Origin of the sequence: Shinella granuli (genome assembly GCF_004341885.1) — a bacterium.
In the GTDB taxonomy this organism is placed as follows: domain Bacteria; phylum Pseudomonadota; class Alphaproteobacteria; order Rhizobiales; family Rhizobiaceae; genus Shinella; species Shinella granuli.
This window is the reverse complement of record NZ_SLVX01000003.1, coordinates 137,496-156,084: the sequence shown is the minus strand read 5'-3', so window position 1 is coordinate 156,084 and position 18,589 is coordinate 137,496. Positions and strand designations below refer to the sequence as shown.

The window sequence follows — 18,589 nt, the reverse complement described above, 5'->3', positions numbered from 1 at the left end:
TGCGCTTTCCCGGGAATGAAGAAGGGCGGTGCCGCAGGGCACCGCTTTTTTTGTGTCCGGTAATGCCGCTCAGAGCGCCGAGAGGAAGTCGTCGACGTCGGCTTCCTTCGTGGCGAAGCTCGTGACGAGCCGGATCAGCGTTTCGTCCGCGCGCATGGTCGCCTTCAGCTCGGGGCCGGCGGGCCAGTCGTAGAAGACGGCTCCCTTCTCCTTCAGGGCCTTCATCGCGTCGTTGCGGATGACGACGAAGAGCTCGTTCGATCCGGTCGGCCAGGCGAGGCGGGCCGTGTCGGAGGTCTCGAAACCGGCCGCAAGGCGCGCGGCCATGGCGTTGGAATGACGGGCGAGGGTGAGCCAGAGGCCGTCCTTGAAATAGGCATCGAACTGGGCGGCGATGAAGCGGGACTTGGAGAAGAGCTGGGCCGAGCGCTTGCGCAGGAAATGCATCTGCTGTGCCTTGCCGGGATCGAACAGCACCAGCGCCTCGGCGCACCAGCAGCCGTTCTTCGTGCCGCCGAAGGAGAGGATGTCGACGCCGCGCTTCCAGGTCATCTCGGCGGGCGTCGCGTCAAGATGGACGAGCGCATTGGCGAAACGCGCGCCGTCCATGTGCAGCGGCAGGTTCACTACCTTCGTGACGTCGGAGAGGGCGGCGATCTCGTCGAGCGTATAGGCGGTGCCGGCTTCGGTGGCCTGGGTGATGGTGACGGCCATCGGCTGGCCGCCATGCACGAAATCCGGCGGGAAGCGGCCGATGGCGGCGGCAAGGGCGTCCGGGGAGAGCTTGCCGGCGGGGCCGTCGATCGGCACCAGCTTGGCACCGGAAGCGAAGAATTCCGGTGCGTTGCATTCGTCGACATTCACATGCGCTTCGCGGTGGCAGAAGACCTGGCCGCCCGGACGGTTGAAGCTGGCGAGCGCCAGGGAATTCGCCGCCGTGCCCGTGCCGACGAAGAAGACGGCGACGTCGCGCTCGAAAATCTCCGAAAAAGCCTTTTCCACACGCTTGTCGAGGTCGCTGGCGCCATAGGCCGGGGCGAAGCCGCCGGCCGCCGTCACGAGGCTCTGTGCGATGTCGGGATGGGCGCCGGCCCAGTTGTCGGAAGCGAAAAACATGCGGTTTCCAATGCGAATGAGACTGCGGAAGGACCATAATGGAGAAATGAAGGCGATCAATCGCCGAAAACGGCGGAAAGTGCCGGCGGGCCCCAGAATGAAAGGAATGGAAACAATGTGGCAAGCGGTCGTAATTTAATTTCAAGCCTACGGCGGAGCGGGCAATTTTTCTTCATGAGGTGGTGATTATTTGGCATGATGGCCTTGCGGCCGGGGGGTGTTTCTGGCATAGAGCCCATGAAATAGGACAGGTTTGCTGTCCTATTTCGGTCAAGAGACCGAGAGGCGCCTTCCCAGACCACGGAAGCCGCCGGGAACGGCGCCGGGCAAGGAGGGCGTATTCCTTCCGAAAGCCGCGCGCCCAGACGGGTCCCGATGATCCTTCCGGTCCGCCGTCGTTTTGCGGTCGCGCCGGATTCATGAAACAGTCGCTCGCGAGGCCCCGTCCAAAGGCAAAGGGGTCACACGGGCGAAAACGAATGCCCGCAGGATGGGCGCACAGGAGGAAGAAAATGATGGTGAAGACCCAAGCACATGATTTGCGGCAGTTCCGGGCGCAGGCGACTGCGACGGGCGCCACGACACGCGCTTCCAATCCGGGCCTGCCGAAAAAACAGGGACTCTATGATCCGCGCAATGAACACGATGCCTGCGGCGTCGGCTTCGTGGCGCATCTGAAAGGCAAGAAATCGCACCAGATCGTCAAGGACGGGCTGTTCATGCTCGAAAACCTGACGCATCGCGGCGCTGTCGGCGCGGATCCGCTGATGGGCGACGGTGCAGGCATTCTCGTCCAGATTCCGGACCGCTTCTTCCGCGAGGAGATGGCAAAGCAGGGCGTCACGCTGCCCAAGGCAGGCGAATATGCCGTCGGCCACATCTTCATGCCGCAGGATGAGAAGCTCGTCGATTATTTCAAGAAGGTCATCGGAGATGTCGTCGCCGAAGAGGGGCAGGTGCTCATCGGCTTCCGCGACGTGCCGGTCGACAATTCCTCGCTCTCCAAGGCCCCGGAGATCGCCGCCACCGAGCCGCGGCATGTCCAGGTCTTCATCGGCGCCGGCCGCGAGGCCGCGACGAACGACGAGTTCGAGCGCCGGCTCTTCACCCTGCGCAAGGTGATCTCCAACCGCATCTACGACGAGTACGAGGGCGAGGAGAGCAATTTCTACCCCGTCTCGCTGTCCTCGACGACCATCGTCTACAAGGGCATGTTCCTCGCCTACCAGGTGGGCGCCTATTACAAGGACCTCGCCGACCCGCGCTTCGAATCGGCCGTCGCGCTCGTGCACCAGCGTTTCTCCACCAATACCTTCCCGTCGTGGAAGCTGGCGCATCCCTACCGCATGGTCGCCCATAACGGCGAGATCAACACGCTGCGCGGCAACGTCAACTGGATGGCGGCCCGCCAGGCCTCCGTCTCCTCGCCGCTCTTCGGCGAGGACATCACCAAGCTCTGGCCGATCTCCTACGAGGGCCAGTCGGACACGGCCTGTTTCGACAACGCGCTCGAGTTCCTCGTGCGCGGCGGTTACTCCATGGCCCATGCGGTCATGATGCTGATCCCCGAGGCCTGGGCCGGCAACCAGTTGATGAGCCAGGAGCGCAAGGCGTTCTACGAATACCACGCCGCCCTGATGGAGCCGTGGGACGGCCCGGCCGCCGTCGCCTTCACCGACGGCAAGCAGATCGGCGCCACGCTCGACCGCAACGGCCTGCGTCCGGCGCGCTACCTCGTCACCGACGACGACCGCGTCATCCTCGCCTCCGAGGCCGGCACGCTGCCGGTCAAGGAAGAGAGCATCGTCAAGAAGTGGCGTCTTCAGCCCGGGAAAATGCTGCTCATCGACATGGAGGAAGGCCGCATCATCTCCGACGAGGAGGTGAAGTCCGCGCTTGCCGCCAAGCATCCCTATCGGGAGTGGCTTGATAACACCCAGATCATCCTGGAAGATCTCGGTCCGGTCGAGCCGCGCGCGCTGCGCCGCGACGTGTCGCTGCGCGATCGCCAGCAGGCGTTCGGTTATACGCAGGAGGACACCAAGCTGCTGATGTCGCCGATGGCGACGACGGGGCAGGAGGCGATCGGCTCCATGGGCACGGATACGCCGATCTCGGCCATGTCCGACAAGACCAAGCTGCTCTACACCTATTTCAAGCAGAACTTCGCGCAGGTGACGAACCCGCCCATCGACCCGATCCGCGAGGAACTGGTCATGAGCCTCGTCTCCTTCATCGGTCCGCGCCCGAACATCCTCGATCATGGCGGCGCGGCCAAGGCCAAGCGCATGGAAGTGCGTCAGCCGATCCTTACCAATGGCGATCTCGAGAAGATCCGCTCCATCGGCCATGTCGAGGACCGCTTCGACACCAAGACGCTGGACTTCACCTATGACGTCTCGCGTGGCGCCGACGGCATGCCGGAAATGCTCGACCGGCTCTGTGAGCGCGCCGAGCAGGCCGTCAAGTCGGGCTACAACATCATCGTGCTCTCCGATCGCCAGATCGGGCCGGACCGCGTGGCGATCCCGGCGCTGCTTGCCACCGCCGCCGTGCACCACCATCTGATCCGCAAGGGCCTTCGCACCTCGGTCGGCCTTGTCGTGGAGACCGGCGAGCCGCGTGAAGTGCATCACTTCTGCCTTCTCGCCGGCTATGGCGCGGAAGCGATCAACCCCTACCTCGCCTTCGACACGCTTACCGACATGCACAAGCGCGGCGAGTTCCCGAAGGAAGTGGATTCGGAAGAGATCGTCTATCGCTACATCAAGGCGATCGGAAAGGGCATCCTGAAGGTCATGTCCAAGATGGGCATCTCGACCTACCAGTCCTATTGCGGCGCACAGATCTTCGATGCCATCGGCCTTTCCTCCGAACTGGTCGACAAATATTTCTTCGGCACCGCGACGACCATCGAGGGCATCGGCCTCGACGAGATCGCCAAGGAGACCTTCAACCGCCACAAGGCCGCCTTCGGCCGCGACCCGCTGCTCGCCAACACGCTGGATATCGGCGGTGAATATGCCTATCGCATGCGCGGCGAGGAGCATGCCTGGACGCCCGACGTCGTCGCCTCGCTGCAACATGCGGTGCGCGGCAACGCGGCCGACCGCTACAGGGAGTTCGCCGACCTGGTGAACGCCTCGGCGCTGCGCATGAACACGATCCGCGGCCTCTTCTCGATCAAGGACGCGGAAGAGGCCGGCCGCAAGCCGATCTCCATCGACGAGGTGGAGCCGGCGGTCGATATCGTCAAGCGTTTCTCGACCGGGGCCATGTCCTTCGGCTCGATTTCCCGCGAGGCGCACACGACGCTCGCCGTCGCCATGAATCGGATCGGCGGCAAGTCGAACACCGGCGAGGGCGGCGAGGAGGCCGACCGCTACATGCCGCTGCCGGACGGGTCGATGAACCCCGAGCGCTCGGCGATCAAGCAGATCGCGTCGGGCCGCTTCGGCGTCACGACGGAATATCTCGTCAATGCGGACATGCTGCAGATCAAGGTCGCGCAGGGCGCCAAGCCCGGCGAGGGCGGGCAGCTTCCCGGCCACAAGGTGGATGCGACGGTCGCCAAGACCCGTCACTCGACGCCGGGCGTCGGCCTCATCTCGCCGCCGCCGCACCACGATATCTACTCGATCGAGGATCTGGCGCAGCTCATCTACGACCTGAAGAACGTCAATCCGGAAGCGGATATCTCGGTCAAGCTCGTTTCGGAGGTCGGCGTCGGCACGGTCGCCGCCGGTGTCGCCAAGGCGCGCGCGGACCATATCACCATCGCCGGCTTCGACGGCGGCACGGGCGCTTCGCCGCTCACCTCGCTGAAGCATGCCGGCTCTCCCTGGGAAATCGGCCTCGCCGAGACACACCAGACGCTGGTGCTCAACAAGCTGCGCTCGCGTATCGCGCTGCAGGTTGACGGCGGCCTCAAGACCGGTCGTGACGTCGTCATCGGCGCGCTGCTCGGGGCCGACGAATTCGGCTTTGCCACCGCGCCGCTGATCGCGGCCGGCTGCATCATGATGCGCAAGTGTCATCTCAACACCTGCCCGGTCGGCGTCGCGACGCAGGATCCGGTCCTGCGCAAGCGCTTCAAGGGCGCGCCGGAGCATGTCATCAACTACTTCTTCTTCGTCGCCGAAGAGGTGCGCGAAATCCTGGCCTTGCTCGGCGTGCGTTCGCTGAACGAGATCATCGGCGCCTCGGAGCTTCTGGAGAAGGAGAAGATGATCTCGCACTGGAAGGCCAACGGCCTCGACTTCTCCCGCATCTTCCACAAGGTCGATGCGCCGAAGGAGGCGACCTACTGGACCGAGCGGCAGAACCACCCGATCCACGATATCCTCGACCGCAAGCTCATCGAGGAGGCGAAGCCCGCCCTGGAATCGAAGACGCCCGTCGCCTTCGAGGTCGATATCAAGAATGTCGACCGCTCGGCCGGTGCGATGCTCTCGGGTGCCGTTGCCAAGCGCTACGGCTTCAAGGGCCTGAAGGACGATACGATCTCCGTGAAGCTGCATGGCACGGCGGGCCAGTCCTTCGGCGCCTTCCTTGCCCGCGGTGTCACCTTCGACCTCATCGGCGCGGGCAACGACTATGTCGGCAAGGGCCTTTCCGGCGGCCGCATCATCGTGCGTCCCCCGGAGGGCAACAAGGCGGTGCCGCATGAATCGATCATCGTCGGCAACACGGTGCTCTACGGCGCGATCGCCGGCGAGTGCTACTTCAACGGCGTTGCCGGCGAGCGGTTCGCGGTGCGCAATTCCGGCGCGGTCGCCGTCGTTGAGGGCGTGGGCGACCATGGCTGCGAGTACATGACGGGCGGCGTTGTCGTCGTCATCGGCCAGACGGGCCGCAACTTCGCGGCCGGCATGTCCGGGGGCGTCGCCTATGTGCTGGACGAAGAGGGCGATTTCGCCCGCCGCTGCAACATGGCGATGGTCGAACTCGAACCGGTGCCGGAAGAGGACGACATGCTGGAGAAGCTGCACCACCATGGCGGCGACCTCATGCACAAGGGCATGGTGGACGTGTCCGACGACATGACGCGCCATGACGAGGAACGGCTCTACCAGCTCGTCTCCAATCACCTGCACTATACGGGCTCGCCGCGGGCCAGGGAGATTCTCGACCGCTGGGCCGAGTATCGTCCGAAATTCCGCAAGGTGATGCCGGTCGAGTACCGCCGCGCGCTCGAAGAGATGGAGCGCATGAGGATGGGGATCGCTGCCGAATAAGGCAGCGGTTTCGACCTTCACCGACCGGTTGCGCGGGCGCGCGGCCGGCATGGATTTCATCTTGGCCGGCATTCCGGCATCGGGGCCCGAGCGGCACCCGTCCTTGAGCAAGGATTATTGAAGTGGGCAAGGTTACTGGTTTCATGGAAATCGACCGGCAGGTGGCGAAGTATCAGCCGGCCTCCGACCGCATCCGCCATTTTCGCGAATTCACCATCCCCATGTCGGACCCGGAGGTCCAGAAGCAGGCCGCGCGCTGCATGGATTGCGGCATTCCCTATTGCCACGGCCCGACCGGGTGTCCGGTACACAACCAGATCCCGGACTGGAACGATCTCGTCTACAACGGCAACTGGGAAGAGGCGATCCGCAACCTGCATTCGACCAACAACTTTCCGGAATTCACCGGCCGTGTCTGCCCCGCGCCGTGCGAGGAAGCCTGCACGCTGAACCTCGAAGACATGCCCGTCTCCATCAAGACCGTCGAGCAGGCGATCGCCGACAAGGCCTATGAGATGGGCTATATCGTGCCGCAGCCGGCAACGGTGAAGACCGGCAAGAAGGTCGCGGTCATCGGCTCGGGCCCGGCCGGCATGGCCGCCGCCCAGCAGCTCGCCCGCGCCGGCCATGAGGTCCACCTCTACGAGCGCGAGTCCAAGGCCGGCGGCCTGCTGCGCTACGGGATTCCGGACTTCAAGATGGAGAAGAACTTCATCGACCGCCGCGTCGACCAGATGCGCGGCGAGGGCGTCACCTTCCACTACGGCGTCAATGTCGGCGTCGACAAGAAGATGGACGAGATGCTCGCCGAGCATGACGCCGTGCTCTACTGCGGCGGTTCGGAGACGCCGCGCGATGCCGGCATTCCCGGCGTCGACTTTGCCGGCGTGCACGATGCCATGCCCTACCTCGTGCAGCAGAACCGCCGCGTCGGCCGCGAGAACATCGACAGCGTCGGCTGGCCCTCCGCGCCGATCCTGGCCGGTGGCAAGCATATCGTGGTCGTCGGCGGTGGCGACACGGCGTCGGACTGCGTCGGTACGGCCTTCCGCCAGGGCGCGGTGAAGGTCACGCAGCTCGATATCCGTCCGCAGCCGCCGGAAAAGGAAGACAAGCTCGCCGTCTGGCCGTTCTGGGCGACGAAGATGCGCACCTCCTCCTCGCAGGCCGAGGGCGCCGTGCGCGAATTCCAGGTCGGTACGCTCGAATTCGTCGGCGACGAGGATGGCGTGCTGACGGGCGTGAAGTGCTGCCAGGTGGATGACCGCCGCAAGCCGATCGCCGGCACGGAGTTCATCATCAAGGCGGACCTCGCCTTCATCGCCATCGGCTTCCGCGGACCCTTCACCGACAGTGTGTTGAAGGACCTCGGCGAGCGCCTGACGATCAACACTGACAAGCGCGGCTCCTCGAACGTCGTCGCCAACGACCGCGACTACAAGACCTCGGTGGAAAAGCTCTGGACCGCCGGCGACGTGCGCCGCGGCCAGTCGCTGGTCGTCTGGGCGATCCGCGAAGGCCGCCAGGCCGCCCGCGCCATCGACGAGGCGCTGATGGGCTCGACCACGCTGCCACGCTGAGTATGCGGAAACAGAAAGGGCGCGCCAGGAAAACCGGCGCGCCCTTTTCTGTTGGTAAAGTGCCCCTCATCCGCCTGCCGGCACCTTCTCCCCGCAAGCGGGGAGAGGGGATATGCCGCGCCGTTTTCCTCAAGGAACAGTGGGCAAGGCATTCGCCACAGGTCCCTTCTCCCCGCTTGCGGGGAGAAGGTCGCGGCAGCGGGATGAGGGGCGATATCCGCCTCAGACGAAGAGGAAGTCCGACGCCGAGAGGTCGGCGAGCTTGATGTCGTCGAGGCGCAGTTCGCTCTGGCCGAAGTCGAATACCACGTCCTTGCCGCCATCGGCGGTGCGGGCGATGTCGGTGAGGTCGGCGAAGCTCGAAACGCCGAGGCCCTTGGAAATCTCGATCTTGTCGAAATTCGTCTGGAAATCCTCGATCTCGGTCTTGCCGGTCTTGAAGACGAAGGTGTCGCGGCCGGCGCCGCCTTCCAGTTCGTTGTTGCCGGAACCGCCGTCCAGGCGATCGTTGCCGGCGCCGCCTTCGAGGTCGTCATTGCCCGAGCCGCCGAAGAGCTGGTCGTTGCCGGCGCCGCCCTCCAGGTCGTCATGGCCGCTGCCGCCCCAGATCTTGTCGTTGCCGGCATCGCCCGAAAGCTTGTCGTTGCCGCCCTTGCCGGAAATCCGGTCATTGCCGTCGCCGCCGGAGATCGTGTTGGCCTTGCTGTTGCCGTTCAGCACGTCATCGCCGGAACGCGGATCCTTGGGTTCATCCGTGTCGACGGCCTGGAAGGAGAAGTGGCTGGCCTTGAGGCTCGAAAGCTTCGTGTCTTCCAGCGTCAGCGTGTTGCCGTTGCCGAAATCGAAGCGCACGTCCTCACCGTTGTCGACGGTCCTGGCGAGTGCCTTGAGTTCCGCAAAGCTTTTGACGCCGAGCGCGCTGTCGATGACGATCTTGTCGGCGTTTGCGGAAAAATCGTCGATCTCGTCGCGGCCGCTGGAGAAGACGAAGGTGTCGCGGCCGGTGCCGCCGCTCAGCTCGTCATTGCCGGAGCCGCCGTGCAGCCAGTCGTTGCCGGCGCCGCCTTCGAGGTCGTCATTGCCGCCGAAGCCGAAGAGCTTGTCGTTGCCGCCCTTGCCATAGATGTCGTCGGCCGTCGACTGGCCCTTGAGCGTGTTGGCGGAGGAGGTGCCGATGATCTTGACCATGAGATAATGTCCTTGTTCGATGGGGTCTTCAGAGGGGAGTTTGGCGGCGGATCAGTCTTCGCGCTCAAGGCGCAGGATCTCGCCGGTGTAGCCGTCGATCTTCGCTTCGCTGACGACGTTCTTCGTGTCGACGATCTTCGCCTCGAAATGGCCGTCGTCCATTTCGATTTCGCGGATCGTATAGCCCTTGGCGGAAAGCTCGTTGGCGACCTGTTCGAGCGTCTTGCGGGTCGGCGCCTTGGTGGTGTCGGCGAGGGCCGGCACGGTGAGGGCGAGGAGGCTGGCGGCGAGAAGGCCGGTCGTGGTGAGGCGCATGGCGAAGTCCTTTCCTGTCGTTGTGAGGAGAGGTTTCGCACAGGCTGCCTGTTGCTTGCCTGACAGGCGCTGTCAGCGATTTGTCAGCTTGATGCGCGTATAGGTAGGTCCATGATCAGGAAGATATTGACCCCCTTTCCGCTGGCGCTCACCTTGTTCGTCGCCCTTTCCGTAGCGCCGCCGATGGGCGCGCAGGCGGATGACGACGACGATGCGCTGGAACATGAGGAAGCCCGCCGTGCCCTCGAACAGGGCCTCGTGCGTCCGCTCGAACAGATCATCGTGGAAGCCCGCAAGCATGTCGAGGGCGACCTCATCGAAGTCGAGCTTGAGCGCGAGGGCGATCGCTATATATATGAGCTGGAATTCATCCAGCCGTCCGGCCAGATCATCGAGCTGCAGCTCGATGCCAAGACGATGGCGATCGTAGAGGACGACGACGACTGATGCGCCTGCTGCTCGTCGAGGACGATGCCCGCATTGCGGCCGATGTCTCCGCCGTGCTGACGGGGGCCGGCTATACCGTCGAGACCGCCTCGGACGGCAAGGACGCCTGGTTCCTCGGCGACACCGAGGATTATGACCTCATCATCCTCGATCTCGGCCTGCCGAGCATGGACGGCATGTCGCTGCTGAAGCGCTGGCGCGCCAACGGCCGCCACATGCCGGTGCTGGTGCTGACGGCTCGCGGCAGCTGGGCCGAGCGCGTCGAGGGTATCGATGCCGGCGCCGACGATTACCTGCCGAAGCCCTTCCAGTTCGAGGAGCTGCTGGCCCGTGCCCGCGCACTCATCCGCCGATCCGTCGGCCATGGCGCGGCGACGATTTCCATCGGCGCCGTCACCATCGACACGCGGGCGATGCGCGTCAGCGTCAACGGCGTGCCGCAGTCGCTGACGCCGCTCGAATACCGGCTCGTCAGCTATCTCGGCCATCATCGCGACCGGATCGTGCCGCCGACCGAATTGCAGGAGCATCTTTACGGCGACGATTTCTCGCGCGATGCCAATGCGCTGGAGGCGCTCGTCGCGCGGCTGCGCAAGAAGCTCGGCGCGGTTGCCGTCGGCACGCGGCGCGGCTTCGGCTATTACATGGGCGAGACCGCGCCGTGACGCGCCGCTCGCTGCGCCTTCGCCTGGTGCTTGCCGGCGCCGCCTCCATCATCGCCGCCCTCGTGGCGGCGTTCTTCGTTCTGTCGACGCTGTTCGAGCGGCATGTGGAACGGCGCATCGCCGCCGAGCTGATGCTGCATCTCAACCAGGTGATCGCCGGCCTTGCCGAGCAGCCGGGCGCGACGTTGCATCTTGCCAAGCCGCCGGTCGATCCGCGTTTCGAGCGGCCGCTCTCCGGCCTCTACTGGCAGATCGAGGGCGACGGGAAACGCCTGCGCTCCCGCTCGCTCTGGGATACCGTGCTGGTCCTGCCGGATATTCCGGCCGGCGGCGTGCATACGGCGACCATCACGGGGCCGGGGGATGCGTCGCTGCTTCTGGTCGAGCGCGAGGTGGTGACCAGCGAGCGGGCCGGGGCACTGCCCTTGCGCGTCGCCGTCGCTATCGACCGCACGGACATTTCGAGCGCCACGGCCGAATTCGAGGGGGATCTTCTGCCCTACATGCAGGCGCTCGCCGTGCTTCTGCTGGCGGCGAGCTTCGTGCAGATCTTCGTCGGCCTGCGCCCGTTGGCAACGCTGACGGAGCGCCTTTCCGCCATTCGTGCCGGCAAGGCGGAACGGCTCGGCACCGATTTCCCGGACGAGGTCCTGCCGCTCACCGGCGAGGTGGACGCCCTGCTGCAATCGCGGGAAAACCAGTTGCGCAAGGCGCGTGAACGGGCGGCCGACCTTGCCCATGGCTTCAAGACGCCGCTCCAGATCCTCTCCGGCGACGTGCTGCGCCTGCGCGAGCGAGGGGAGGAAAGCGTCGCGCGCGACATCGAGGCGATCATCCTGCGCATGCGCCGCCATGTCGATCACGAGATGGCCCGCGCCCGCCAGGCCGAGCGCGGGCATACGGCGCGCAGCGATCTTGGCCGTGTCGCCGCGCAGGTCGTCAGCGTCGTCTCGCGTACGCCGGCCGGCCGCGATCTCGACTGGCAGCAGGAGATCGAGCCGGGCCTCATGCTGCGCATCGATGCGGAGGATCTCGCCGAAATCCTCGGCAGCCTTGCGGAAAATGCCGCCCGTTACGCCAGGACCACCGTCGGCATCCTTGCCCGGGCGGACGGTGCGACGGCGGTCATCGAAGTCGTCGACGACGGGCCGGGCATTCCGGAGGGGGAGATCGAGTTCGTGCTGAAGCGCGGCGGTCGCCTCGATACGACGAGCGAGGGCGCAGGATTGGGACTGGCCATCGCCGAGAGCTTCGTCGAGGAGGCGAATGGCAGCTTCCTGCTGGAAAACCGCAAGCCCGGCCTTTGCGCCCGCATCACGCTGCCGCGGATCGTGGCCTGAGCAGCGATCCATGGGATCGTGCCGGCTCCCGGTCAGGGCGTCGCGGTCTTGTCCAGCCGAAAATCGTCGACGCGGCCGAGCGGGGCGTCGGCGATCTCGCCCTTCTCCACCAGCTTTTCGCGCAGGCTCCTGCCATTGCCCTTGATCGCGGCGCCGCCGAGCAGCGCCGTACCGCCGTCGAGCGCAGGGTCGGCAAGGCTGATCGGCAGCGTCTTGGTGATTTCGGTGTCTTCTGCCGGCGCGGTCACGACGAGATCCTTGAGGTCGCCCTGCAGGCCGGGGCCATCGGCGGCGGCATCGCCCAGCACGCGGCGGATTTCCTTTTCCACATAGAAGGCGAGCTTGCGCTTGCCGGCCTTGGTGAAGTTAATGCCGTCGGAGCCGCGCAGGCGCACCTGCTGGCCGTTGATGTCCGAGCCGGAGATGACGAACTTGCCGTTCTCATCGACGAAACCATCCCAGATGTCGATGAATTCGCCACCCGCCTTTTCGACGCCGGCCCGGTAGATGGTGTTGAGCGTCGTCATGTCGGCCGTCATGGCCGATGACTGGAAGGCCGGCATGCCGATCCACATCATCGGCTTGCCGCCCGCGCGGGCGAGCGTCGCGAGGCGTTCGACACGCGCTTCGTATTCCCTGGTCCAGGCCTCGGAGCGAAACTTCTCCTTTTCCCCGCCTACCGACATCTGCTGCCGGTCGTTGGCGCCGATGCTGAGCACGACGAGGGCGGGGTCGGTTTCAGCGATCAGGCCGGGCAGGGAGGCCGGCCAGTCGTAATAATCCTCGCGCACGATGCCGGAGGAACCGTTGGTGCGGCGCTCGACGACGATGCCCGGCGTTGCCTCGAAGGCGGCGATCAGGCCCTCGCCGAGGCTGCCGGCGATGAAGTCGCCGACCACCAGCACGACCTTGGCGTCCGGCAATTTCTCGATCGCCGCCGGTTCCGGCTTGGTGGCAACGGTCGTCGCCTGCTTCTTCTTGCGATTGACGATGCGCGGCTTCCTGATCTGCGGCTCGGGTGCAACCTCCTCGCGCTTCGGCTTGCCGAAGAGGAATTCCAGGATGGTCTTGCGTTCCTTGCGTTGCTGTGCGCCGGCCGGAAGGGCGGTCACCACGATGCTCGCCCCCGCCACAAGGGCAAGGCCGAGGCGCACAATCCGTAGGGTCGTCGTCGTGCTCATCGCAAGGGCTCCCGTCTTGGCCGCAACCTTGCCGGATCGCGGTGGCGGCATGATGGCAAATGCGCGGGCCAAGCGAAAGTCCGGCAGCAAAAAGGGGCGCCGGAGCGCCCCTGTTCGTCCTGCCGAAGGCGTCAGCGGCGCAGCGCGCGCAGCAACTGCTGGCTCGGCTCGCCATCGGCGGCAAGGCCCATCCGGTTCTGGAAGGCCTGGATGGCGGCCTTGGAGCCGGAGCCGAAATTGCCATCGACCTCGCCTTCATAATAGCCGAGTTCCTTGAGACGGGTCTGCAGCTCGAATTTTTCCGTGATGTCGAGTGCGCCGTCCGGGCGCGGCCAGCGCTGTTTGACGCCGCTGTAGCCGGCAAGCTGGTCGGCCAGCATGCCGACGCCCATGGCATAGGAGTCCGACGCGTTGTAGCGCTTGATGACGAAGAAGTTCTTGGTCATCAGGAAGCCCGGGCCGCCATTGGCCGGCAGCTTCAGCTCGGCGCGGTCGGCGCCGTTCTTGAAGCCGCTGCCGTTCGGGCGCGTGAAGCCGAGTTCCGCCCACTGGGCGAGCGTCTTCGTCTGGCCGGAATACTTGCTGCCGCCCTTCGGCACGACGATCTCGTAGCCCCAGGTCTTGCCGGACTGCCAGCCGTTCTTGGCAAGCAGGTTCGCCGCGGTCGCCAGCGCGTCCGGCACCGACTTCCAGATGTCGCGGTGGCCGTTGCCGTCGGCATCGACGGCATAGATCATGTAGCTCGTCGGGATGAACTGCGTGTGGCCCATGGCGCCGGCCCAGGAGCCGGTCATGTTGGCGGCCGCGATGTCGCCGCGCTGGATGATCTTCAGCGCCGCGATCAGTTGCGTGCGCGCATATTTCGCCCGCTTCTTGTCGGCATAGGCGAGCGTCGCCAGCGCCCGCGGCACGTAGTGCAGCCGGTCGTCCTTCTCCAGCACCGCGCCATAGTTCGATTCCATCGACCAGATGGCGAGCAGGATGTTGCGGTCGACGCCGAAATGCCGCTCGATGGCGGCGAGCGTGCGGGCATGCTTTGCGGCCATTTCCCGGCCGACGCGCACCGTATAGGGATTGACGCGCGAATCGAGATAGTCCCAGATCTTGTGCTTGAATTCCGGCTGGTAGGCGGCCTTTTGAAGGACGTCCGGATCGGGTGTCTTGACGCCGGAAAACGCCTTCTGGTAGGTCGCTTTGCTGATGCCGGCCTCGGATGCCGTCGCGTAGAAATCGGCGATCCACTGCTGGAAGCGGGCGTCCGCGCGGGCGGCGGTGGCCTGGGCGAAAAGCCCGGCCGACAGGAGGAGAGTGAGCGCGGATCGGCGCAGAACGGTTTTGAGATTCTGTGTCATCAGCTGTCGTGTCCGTTTCTCAAATTTCGGTACGATGGCGTGGAACCATCGGCTGAACGCAAAACTTATAAAAACGAAGTCAACAAATTCTTTACCATCAAACTTTTGCCCCGTCTTCCTTCGCAAAAAAGTCTTCCTTTGCAAAAAAATAGCAATTGGCTTCTATTTCGGCACATATACGTCCCGGCCATGAGGGCGACGGGCGCAACGAGGTGAATATGTCGCAGGCTCGCAAGGTTCGCAAAGCAGTCTTCCCAGTGGCCGGTCTCGGCACCCGCTTCCTTCCCGCCACCAAGGCCGTGCCGAAGGAGATGCTGACCGTCGTGGACAAGCCCGTCATCCAGTATGTGGTGGACGAGGCGCTGGAAGCCGGCATCGAGCACCTGATCTTCGTCACCGGCCGCTCCAAGGCGGTCATCGAGGACTATTTCGACATCCAGGTCGAGCTGGAGCAGACGCTGCGCCAGCGCAACAAAACCGCCGAGCTGACGCTGCTCGAAAGCATCCTGCCGGTCGCCGGCTCGACGAGCTTCACCCGCCAGCAGGAGCCGCTCGGCCTCGGCCATGCCGTCTGGTGTGCCCGCGAGCTGGTCGGCAACGAACCCTTCGCGCTGCTTCTGCCCGACATGATCATGAAGGCGGAAAAGGGCTGCATGAAGGGCATGGTGGAACTCTTCGAACACAGCGGCGCCAACATCGTCGCCGTCGAGGAATGCGCGCCCGACCAGGCCCACAAATACGGTATCGTCGGCGTCGGCGAGACGATCGGCGAAGGGTTCGCCATCACCAGGATGGTCGAGAAGCCGGCTCCGGGCACCGCGCCCTCCAACTTCTTCATCAACGGCCGCTATATTCTCCAGCCGGAAATTTTCCCGATCCTCTCCACGCAGGAGCGCGGCGCCGGCAACGAGATCCAGCTCACCGACGCCATGGTGAAGCTGGCCGGCAGCCAGAAGTTCGCCGCCTACCACTTCCGCGGTGAAACCTATGACTGCGGGGCCAAGGACGGCTTCATCCTCGCCAACATCGCCTTCGCGCTGGCCCGTGCGGATATCCGCCCGACCGTCGAAGGCCCGCTGCGGGAGCTTGTCGCCAAGCTGAAATAAGGCTCAGCGGCGCAGGACGAGGCCGATGCCGGCGCGCGTGATGCCGGTGTCGGTGCCGCGTGCCGGGCGGGTCAATTCGTAGGAGACATCGCCGGTCAATGCGAGCCAGCGGTTGAGGTCCCAGGTGAGACCCGTACCGACGAGATAGACATTCTGGTCGGGGCTGCCGGACGAGGAGAAATCCCGCCAGGTATAGGCGCCGCTCAGCCGCGCGACGAGGTTTTCGCGCAGTTCATGCGTCAGTTCGGCCGTGGTCGCATAGGAGACGTAGCCGCTTTCCCCGGCGGTGGTCGATGGTTCGATCTCCGTGGCGAGGCCGAGCCGGAGTTCCGTGCCGCGCTGCGGCGACCAGGCGAGCGAGCCGTCGAGCGCCAGCGCGGCGATCGATTTCAGGCGGCTGTCGTCGAAGGCGGCGCGCCGGTAGCCCATGCCGAGATCGCCGCGCAGCTTTTCGCCAAGATCGATCTCCACGCCGGCGCGGCCGCCCACCGTCGAGCTGGAGCGCTCGTAGCCGAGCGAATCGCGTTTATCGTCGTAGATCGAACGGCCGATCGAGGCTTCCAGATAGGGGATCAGCGCCGGGGACAGTTCGAAGCCGATGCGCCCCGTCAGGGTGCCCTGCGTGAAATTGCGGTCGGAAAGGCTGAGCTTCGTGCCGTTGGCGAGCTTTGCCGAGCCATAGACCTCGCGCTCGATTTCCGCGCCGATCGTGCCGCGGATCGCGCCGAAATCGCGCTGGACGCGCGCACCGGCGGTGAAGTTATGGACGCCTGACTGGGCGCTCGCGCCGTCAATGGCGTTGGGATCGGCGGAATCCTCGCGCTCGAAACCGTAGCCAGCGGTGAGATTGGCGATCGTGTCGTCGCTGAGATCGAGGCGCAGGTCGCTGTTGATGCGTGCCTGCGGTTCCGTTTCTCCGGTGCCGCTGATGTTGCGCTGATAGATGCCCGTGGCGTCGATGGTCAACTGGTGGCGCGACCAGTCGGAGGTCAACGAGCCGCGAAAGCCGGTCTGGGAATAGGTCCGGCGCGTCGTGCTGCCGGATTTCGTGCGTTCGTGGCCGAGACCCTGGGTGATCGAGGGCCGGAGCAGGAACGTGCCGACGCGAATGCCGGTCGGCTCGTAGGGGTCGCCGAAATTGCTTCTCGCCGCGTCGGTGTTGCCTTCCCGCAGGTTCAGCCGCTCGCCCTCGCGAGCGGTGCGCAGGCTGGCCTCGTTGTCGTTTGCAGCGTCGGAAAGCGCATCGGCTTGGTCGCCGGTGAGGGCGGGCTCGGTCAGGGTCCTTCCGGTCGACGCCGTCGTCTCGGTTCCCGGCAGCGTCGTCGTGTCCACCGCGCCGTCGTCGGTATTCTGGGCGAGCGGTTCCTGGAATGTGGGTGTCTCGTTCGCCGGCCGCTGCTGGGCAAAAGCCGGCGCGGCTGCAAGCATGGTGCCGGCAAGCAGAAGGCTGGCGAGACGCCATGACAGGCGGGGCAATGCTGCCTCGTGATCTCTTGCCTTTACCTCTGCCATGATTGCGGCCTGCGCACCTTTCCGATTTCGAAGGGAACGTGAAGTCCAACGTTGTTTCATACACAAGCGCAGCGCGCATAAGTATTTGAAAAATAGCGTTATTCGTCACGTATTCGCTGATGGTAGCACTCTATTGGCGAAGGGTTAGTTTATGGTTAACAGGTGGTGAAAATCTGCGGGCGTATCTTTTCCGCTGATTCCGTTTGAGCAAGGGCCCTGCGTGTCGGAGCACGCAGGCGCACGTTTTACGACCGGTTCCGATCTCGCTCGCGGGCGGCTCGCGTCCACCCCGCATCCCGCTTCATATCCCAAGGAATTTGAACGGCTCGGCTTCCTTGAACTGGTCGTTGGCCATGCCGGCGTAGATGTTCGTCTGGTTGGGGCCGAGGTCGAGCTTCCTCACCTTGCCGGTCTCTTCCGAAAGGTCCAGCTTCGTCAGGTCGACCCAGAAGACGTTCGGCGTGAGCGCCGATTCGAAGAAGTATAGCTTGCGCTTGTGGTCCGCCACGGTCCGCCAGCGCGTGGAGGAGATGTTGGGCTGGTCGGGCGTCGTGATGCCGAACGGAACGGAGACGTTGCGGATTACGCTGAAAGTGCTTGCGATGGCTTCGACCGGGTTTTCGGCCTTGGGGATGGCGTTCACATAGAAGGACGCGCGTGCAAAGCGGTCGGCAGCGCGGTTCGTGCCGGGCAGCATGATGGTGCCGCCGATCTGCTTCCAGTATTCGTTGAGGGCGAGCTGTTCCTCGAAGATCGGGGAATTGGTCATCACCTGATGCTCACGGCTATGGTGGATGACCTGCTTGCCGTCGATATATTCGATGATCGCGCTGTCGCCGCTGGCGTCCGAGAGCGAGAGATGCAGGGTTGCAAGCCGTTCCTCGCCCGGCACCTTGTCGGTGACGATGGTGAACGGCTCCTTCGCCAGCGTATCGACCGCTTCCTGCACGCTGGCAAAATTGTCGAGGGCATATTGCGCCCAGGCCGCCAGCGACAGGCCGGGCGTCTTGCCGTCGTAGTCGGGATAGGAGGATTCCACGAGCCACAGGACGTTGGCGACAAGTCCCGCCTCGTTCATGCCGTCCGTGGTCGAGATGTCATAGCCCGAGGCGATGACACTGCCGTATTTCGAGATCCATTCCACCGAGTTCGGTCCCGCTTCGCCGGACCGCTTCATACCGCGCGGGAACACCCAGAGGTTGGTGCCCACATCGAGCTTCCAGTCCATCGACCGGGCTGTGATGACCTGATCGTTCGCGCCGAGATAGACGAAGCGCGTGCAAGCATCGGCAGCGGAGGCCAGCACGCCCGTCGTGATGAGGGCAGCCGTGCAGGCGGCAAAAAAGGAGTTGTTTTTCAAGATCATGACCTGCCTCCATTCTATATTTCGCGGTCGGTTCCAGCGGGATACTATGAGCCTGCCATTGCGAATGGAAGTCATCATGGCGCAACTGATTGATTAAATTTTGTGCATTTGGCATAAGGCAATCAGCGAGCGAGGAGAAGGGCATGCCCTGCTGTGTCGTTTCCGCCTGAGATAGCAATATGTT

Annotated in this window: 13 protein-coding genes; 6 read left to right on the top strand and 7 right to left on the bottom strand. The window is 64.5% G+C overall.

Annotation, left to right across the window (positions count from 1 at the left end):
• Nucleotides 1–69: 69 nt before the first annotated feature.
• Entirely contained in the window at nucleotides 70–1,116 is a 1,047-nt protein-coding gene (locus EV665_RS06920) for a threonine aldolase family protein (protein WP_133033529.1), read from the bottom strand.
• Between the two features lie 515 nt (nucleotides 1,117–1,631).
• Between EV665_RS06920 and gltB the strand changes: the two genes are divergently transcribed.
• Together gltB and EV665_RS06910 are read left to right on the top strand one after the other, a co-directional pair.
• Nucleotides 1,632–6,353 carry a glutamate synthase large subunit gene (gene gltB, locus EV665_RS06915; RefSeq protein WP_380684891.1) on the top strand — a complete coding sequence of 1,574 codons (4,722 nt, stop codon included), beginning with the start codon at nucleotides 1,632–1,634 and terminating at the stop codon, nucleotides 6,351–6,353.
• Between the two features lie 122 nt (nucleotides 6,354–6,475).
• The gene (locus EV665_RS06910) at nucleotides 6,476–7,933 is read left to right on the top strand and encodes a glutamate synthase subunit beta (protein WP_133033527.1); all 1,458 of its coding nucleotides are present in this window, start codon (nucleotides 6,476–6,478) and stop codon (nucleotides 7,931–7,933) included.
• A gap of 222 nt (nucleotides 7,934–8,155) precedes the next feature.
• Here the strand turns inward: EV665_RS06910 and EV665_RS06905 are convergent, their stop codons facing one another.
• Together EV665_RS06905 and EV665_RS06900 are read right to left on the bottom strand one after the other, a co-directional pair.
• Complete coding sequence (locus EV665_RS06905) at nucleotides 8,156–9,121, bottom strand: calcium-binding protein (RefSeq protein WP_133033526.1); 966 nt, start codon at nucleotides 9,119–9,121, stop codon at nucleotides 8,156–8,158.
• Nucleotides 9,122–9,172: 51 nt separating this feature from the next.
• Nucleotides 9,173–9,436, bottom strand: a complete 264-nt coding sequence (locus tag EV665_RS06900) for a PepSY domain-containing protein (RefSeq protein ID WP_064331173.1) — start codon at nucleotides 9,434–9,436, stop codon at nucleotides 9,173–9,175.
• Nucleotides 9,437–9,547: 111 nt separating this feature from the next.
• On the opposite strand from EV665_RS06900, the gene EV665_RS06895 reads away from it, so the two are divergent.
• Genes EV665_RS06895 through EV665_RS06885 form a run of 3 tightly spaced genes read left to right on the top strand, consistent with a single transcriptional unit; the run spans nucleotide 9,548 to nucleotide 11,888 of the window.
• Nucleotides 9,548–9,883 carry a PepSY domain-containing protein gene (locus EV665_RS06895; protein ID WP_206362176.1) on the top strand — a complete coding sequence of 112 codons (336 nt, stop codon included), beginning with the start codon at nucleotides 9,548–9,550 and terminating at the stop codon, nucleotides 9,881–9,883.
• A complete protein-coding gene (locus EV665_RS06890) occupies nucleotides 9,883–10,548 on the top strand; it encodes a response regulator transcription factor (protein WP_133033525.1) in 666 nt (221 codons plus the stop codon). The genes EV665_RS06895 and EV665_RS06890 overlap by 1 nt, the downstream gene beginning before the upstream one ends.
• On the top strand, nucleotides 10,545–11,888 hold the full coding sequence (locus EV665_RS06885) for a sensor histidine kinase (protein ID WP_133033524.1): 1,344 nt from the start codon (nucleotides 10,545–10,547) through the stop codon (nucleotides 11,886–11,888). The genes EV665_RS06890 and EV665_RS06885 overlap by 4 nt, the downstream gene beginning before the upstream one ends.
• A gap of 32 nt (nucleotides 11,889–11,920) precedes the next feature.
• On the opposite strand, the gene EV665_RS06880 is transcribed toward EV665_RS06885, so the two are convergent.
• Both EV665_RS06880 and EV665_RS06875 read right to left on the bottom strand, forming a co-directional pair.
• Nucleotides 11,921–13,069: an SGNH/GDSL hydrolase family protein gene (locus EV665_RS06880; protein ID WP_133033523.1), complete on the bottom strand. Its 1,149-nt coding sequence runs from the start codon at nucleotides 13,067–13,069 to the stop codon at nucleotides 11,921–11,923.
• Nucleotides 13,070–13,200: 131 nt separating this feature from the next.
• Nucleotides 13,201–14,421 (bottom strand): lytic murein transglycosylase, encoded by a 1,221-nt coding sequence (locus EV665_RS06875; RefSeq protein ID WP_064331170.1) that lies wholly within the window; start codon nucleotides 14,419–14,421, stop codon nucleotides 13,201–13,203.
• Between the two features lie 218 nt (nucleotides 14,422–14,639).
• Here EV665_RS06875 and galU point away from each other — a divergent pair, with 218 nt between their 5' ends.
• On the top strand, nucleotides 14,640–15,527 hold the full coding sequence (galU, locus tag EV665_RS06870; RefSeq protein ID WP_064331169.1) for a UTP--glucose-1-phosphate uridylyltransferase GalU: 888 nt from the start codon (nucleotides 14,640–14,642) through the stop codon (nucleotides 15,525–15,527).
• A gap of 3 nt (nucleotides 15,528–15,530) precedes the next feature.
• On the opposite strand, the gene EV665_RS06865 is transcribed toward galU, so the two are convergent.
• Both EV665_RS06865 and EV665_RS06860 read right to left on the bottom strand, forming a co-directional pair.
• Nucleotides 15,531–17,039, bottom strand: a complete 1,509-nt coding sequence (locus EV665_RS06865) for an outer membrane beta-barrel protein (protein ID WP_133033522.1) — start codon at nucleotides 17,037–17,039, stop codon at nucleotides 15,531–15,533.
• A 301-nt stretch (nucleotides 17,040–17,340) separates the two neighbouring features.
• On the bottom strand, nucleotides 17,341–18,405 hold the full coding sequence (locus EV665_RS06860; protein ID WP_133033521.1) for a linear amide C-N hydrolase: 1,065 nt from the start codon (nucleotides 18,403–18,405) through the stop codon (nucleotides 17,341–17,343).
• Nucleotides 18,406–18,589: the final 184 nt, after the last annotated feature.

Bases quoted from the DNA above. Each gene is read 5' to 3' on its own strand.
- EV665_RS06920 (WP_133033529.1), bottom strand. From the start codon at position 1,116: ATGTTTTTCGCTTCCGACAACTGGGCCGGCGCCCATCCCGACATCGCA.
- gltB (WP_380684891.1), top strand. From the start codon at position 1,632: ATGGTGAAGACCCAAGCACATGATTTGCGGCAGTTCCGGGCGCAGGCG.
- EV665_RS06860 (WP_133033521.1), bottom strand. From the start codon at position 18,405: ATGATCTTGAAAAACAACTCCTTTTTTGCCGCCTGCACGGCTGCCCTC.
- EV665_RS06900 (WP_064331173.1), bottom strand. From the start codon at position 9,436: ATGCGCCTCACCACGACCGGCCTTCTCGCCGCCAGCCTCCTCGCCCTC.
- EV665_RS06905 (WP_133033526.1), bottom strand. From the start codon at position 9,121: ATGGTCAAGATCATCGGCACCTCCTCCGCCAACACGCTCAAGGGCCAG.
- EV665_RS06890 (WP_133033525.1), top strand. From the start codon at position 9,883: ATGCGCCTGCTGCTCGTCGAGGACGATGCCCGCATTGCGGCCGATGTC.
- EV665_RS06895 (WP_206362176.1), top strand. From the start codon at position 9,548: ATGATCAGGAAGATATTGACCCCCTTTCCGCTGGCGCTCACCTTGTTC.
- EV665_RS06875 (WP_064331170.1), bottom strand. From the start codon at position 14,421: ATGACACAGAATCTCAAAACCGTTCTGCGCCGATCCGCGCTCACTCTC.
- EV665_RS06880 (WP_133033523.1), bottom strand. From the start codon at position 13,069: ATGAGCACGACGACGACCCTACGGATTGTGCGCCTCGGCCTTGCCCTT.
- galU (WP_064331169.1), top strand. From the start codon at position 14,640: ATGTCGCAGGCTCGCAAGGTTCGCAAAGCAGTCTTCCCAGTGGCCGGT.
- EV665_RS06865 (WP_133033522.1), bottom strand. From the start codon at position 17,039: ATGGCAGAGGTAAAGGCAAGAGATCACGAGGCAGCATTGCCCCGCCTG.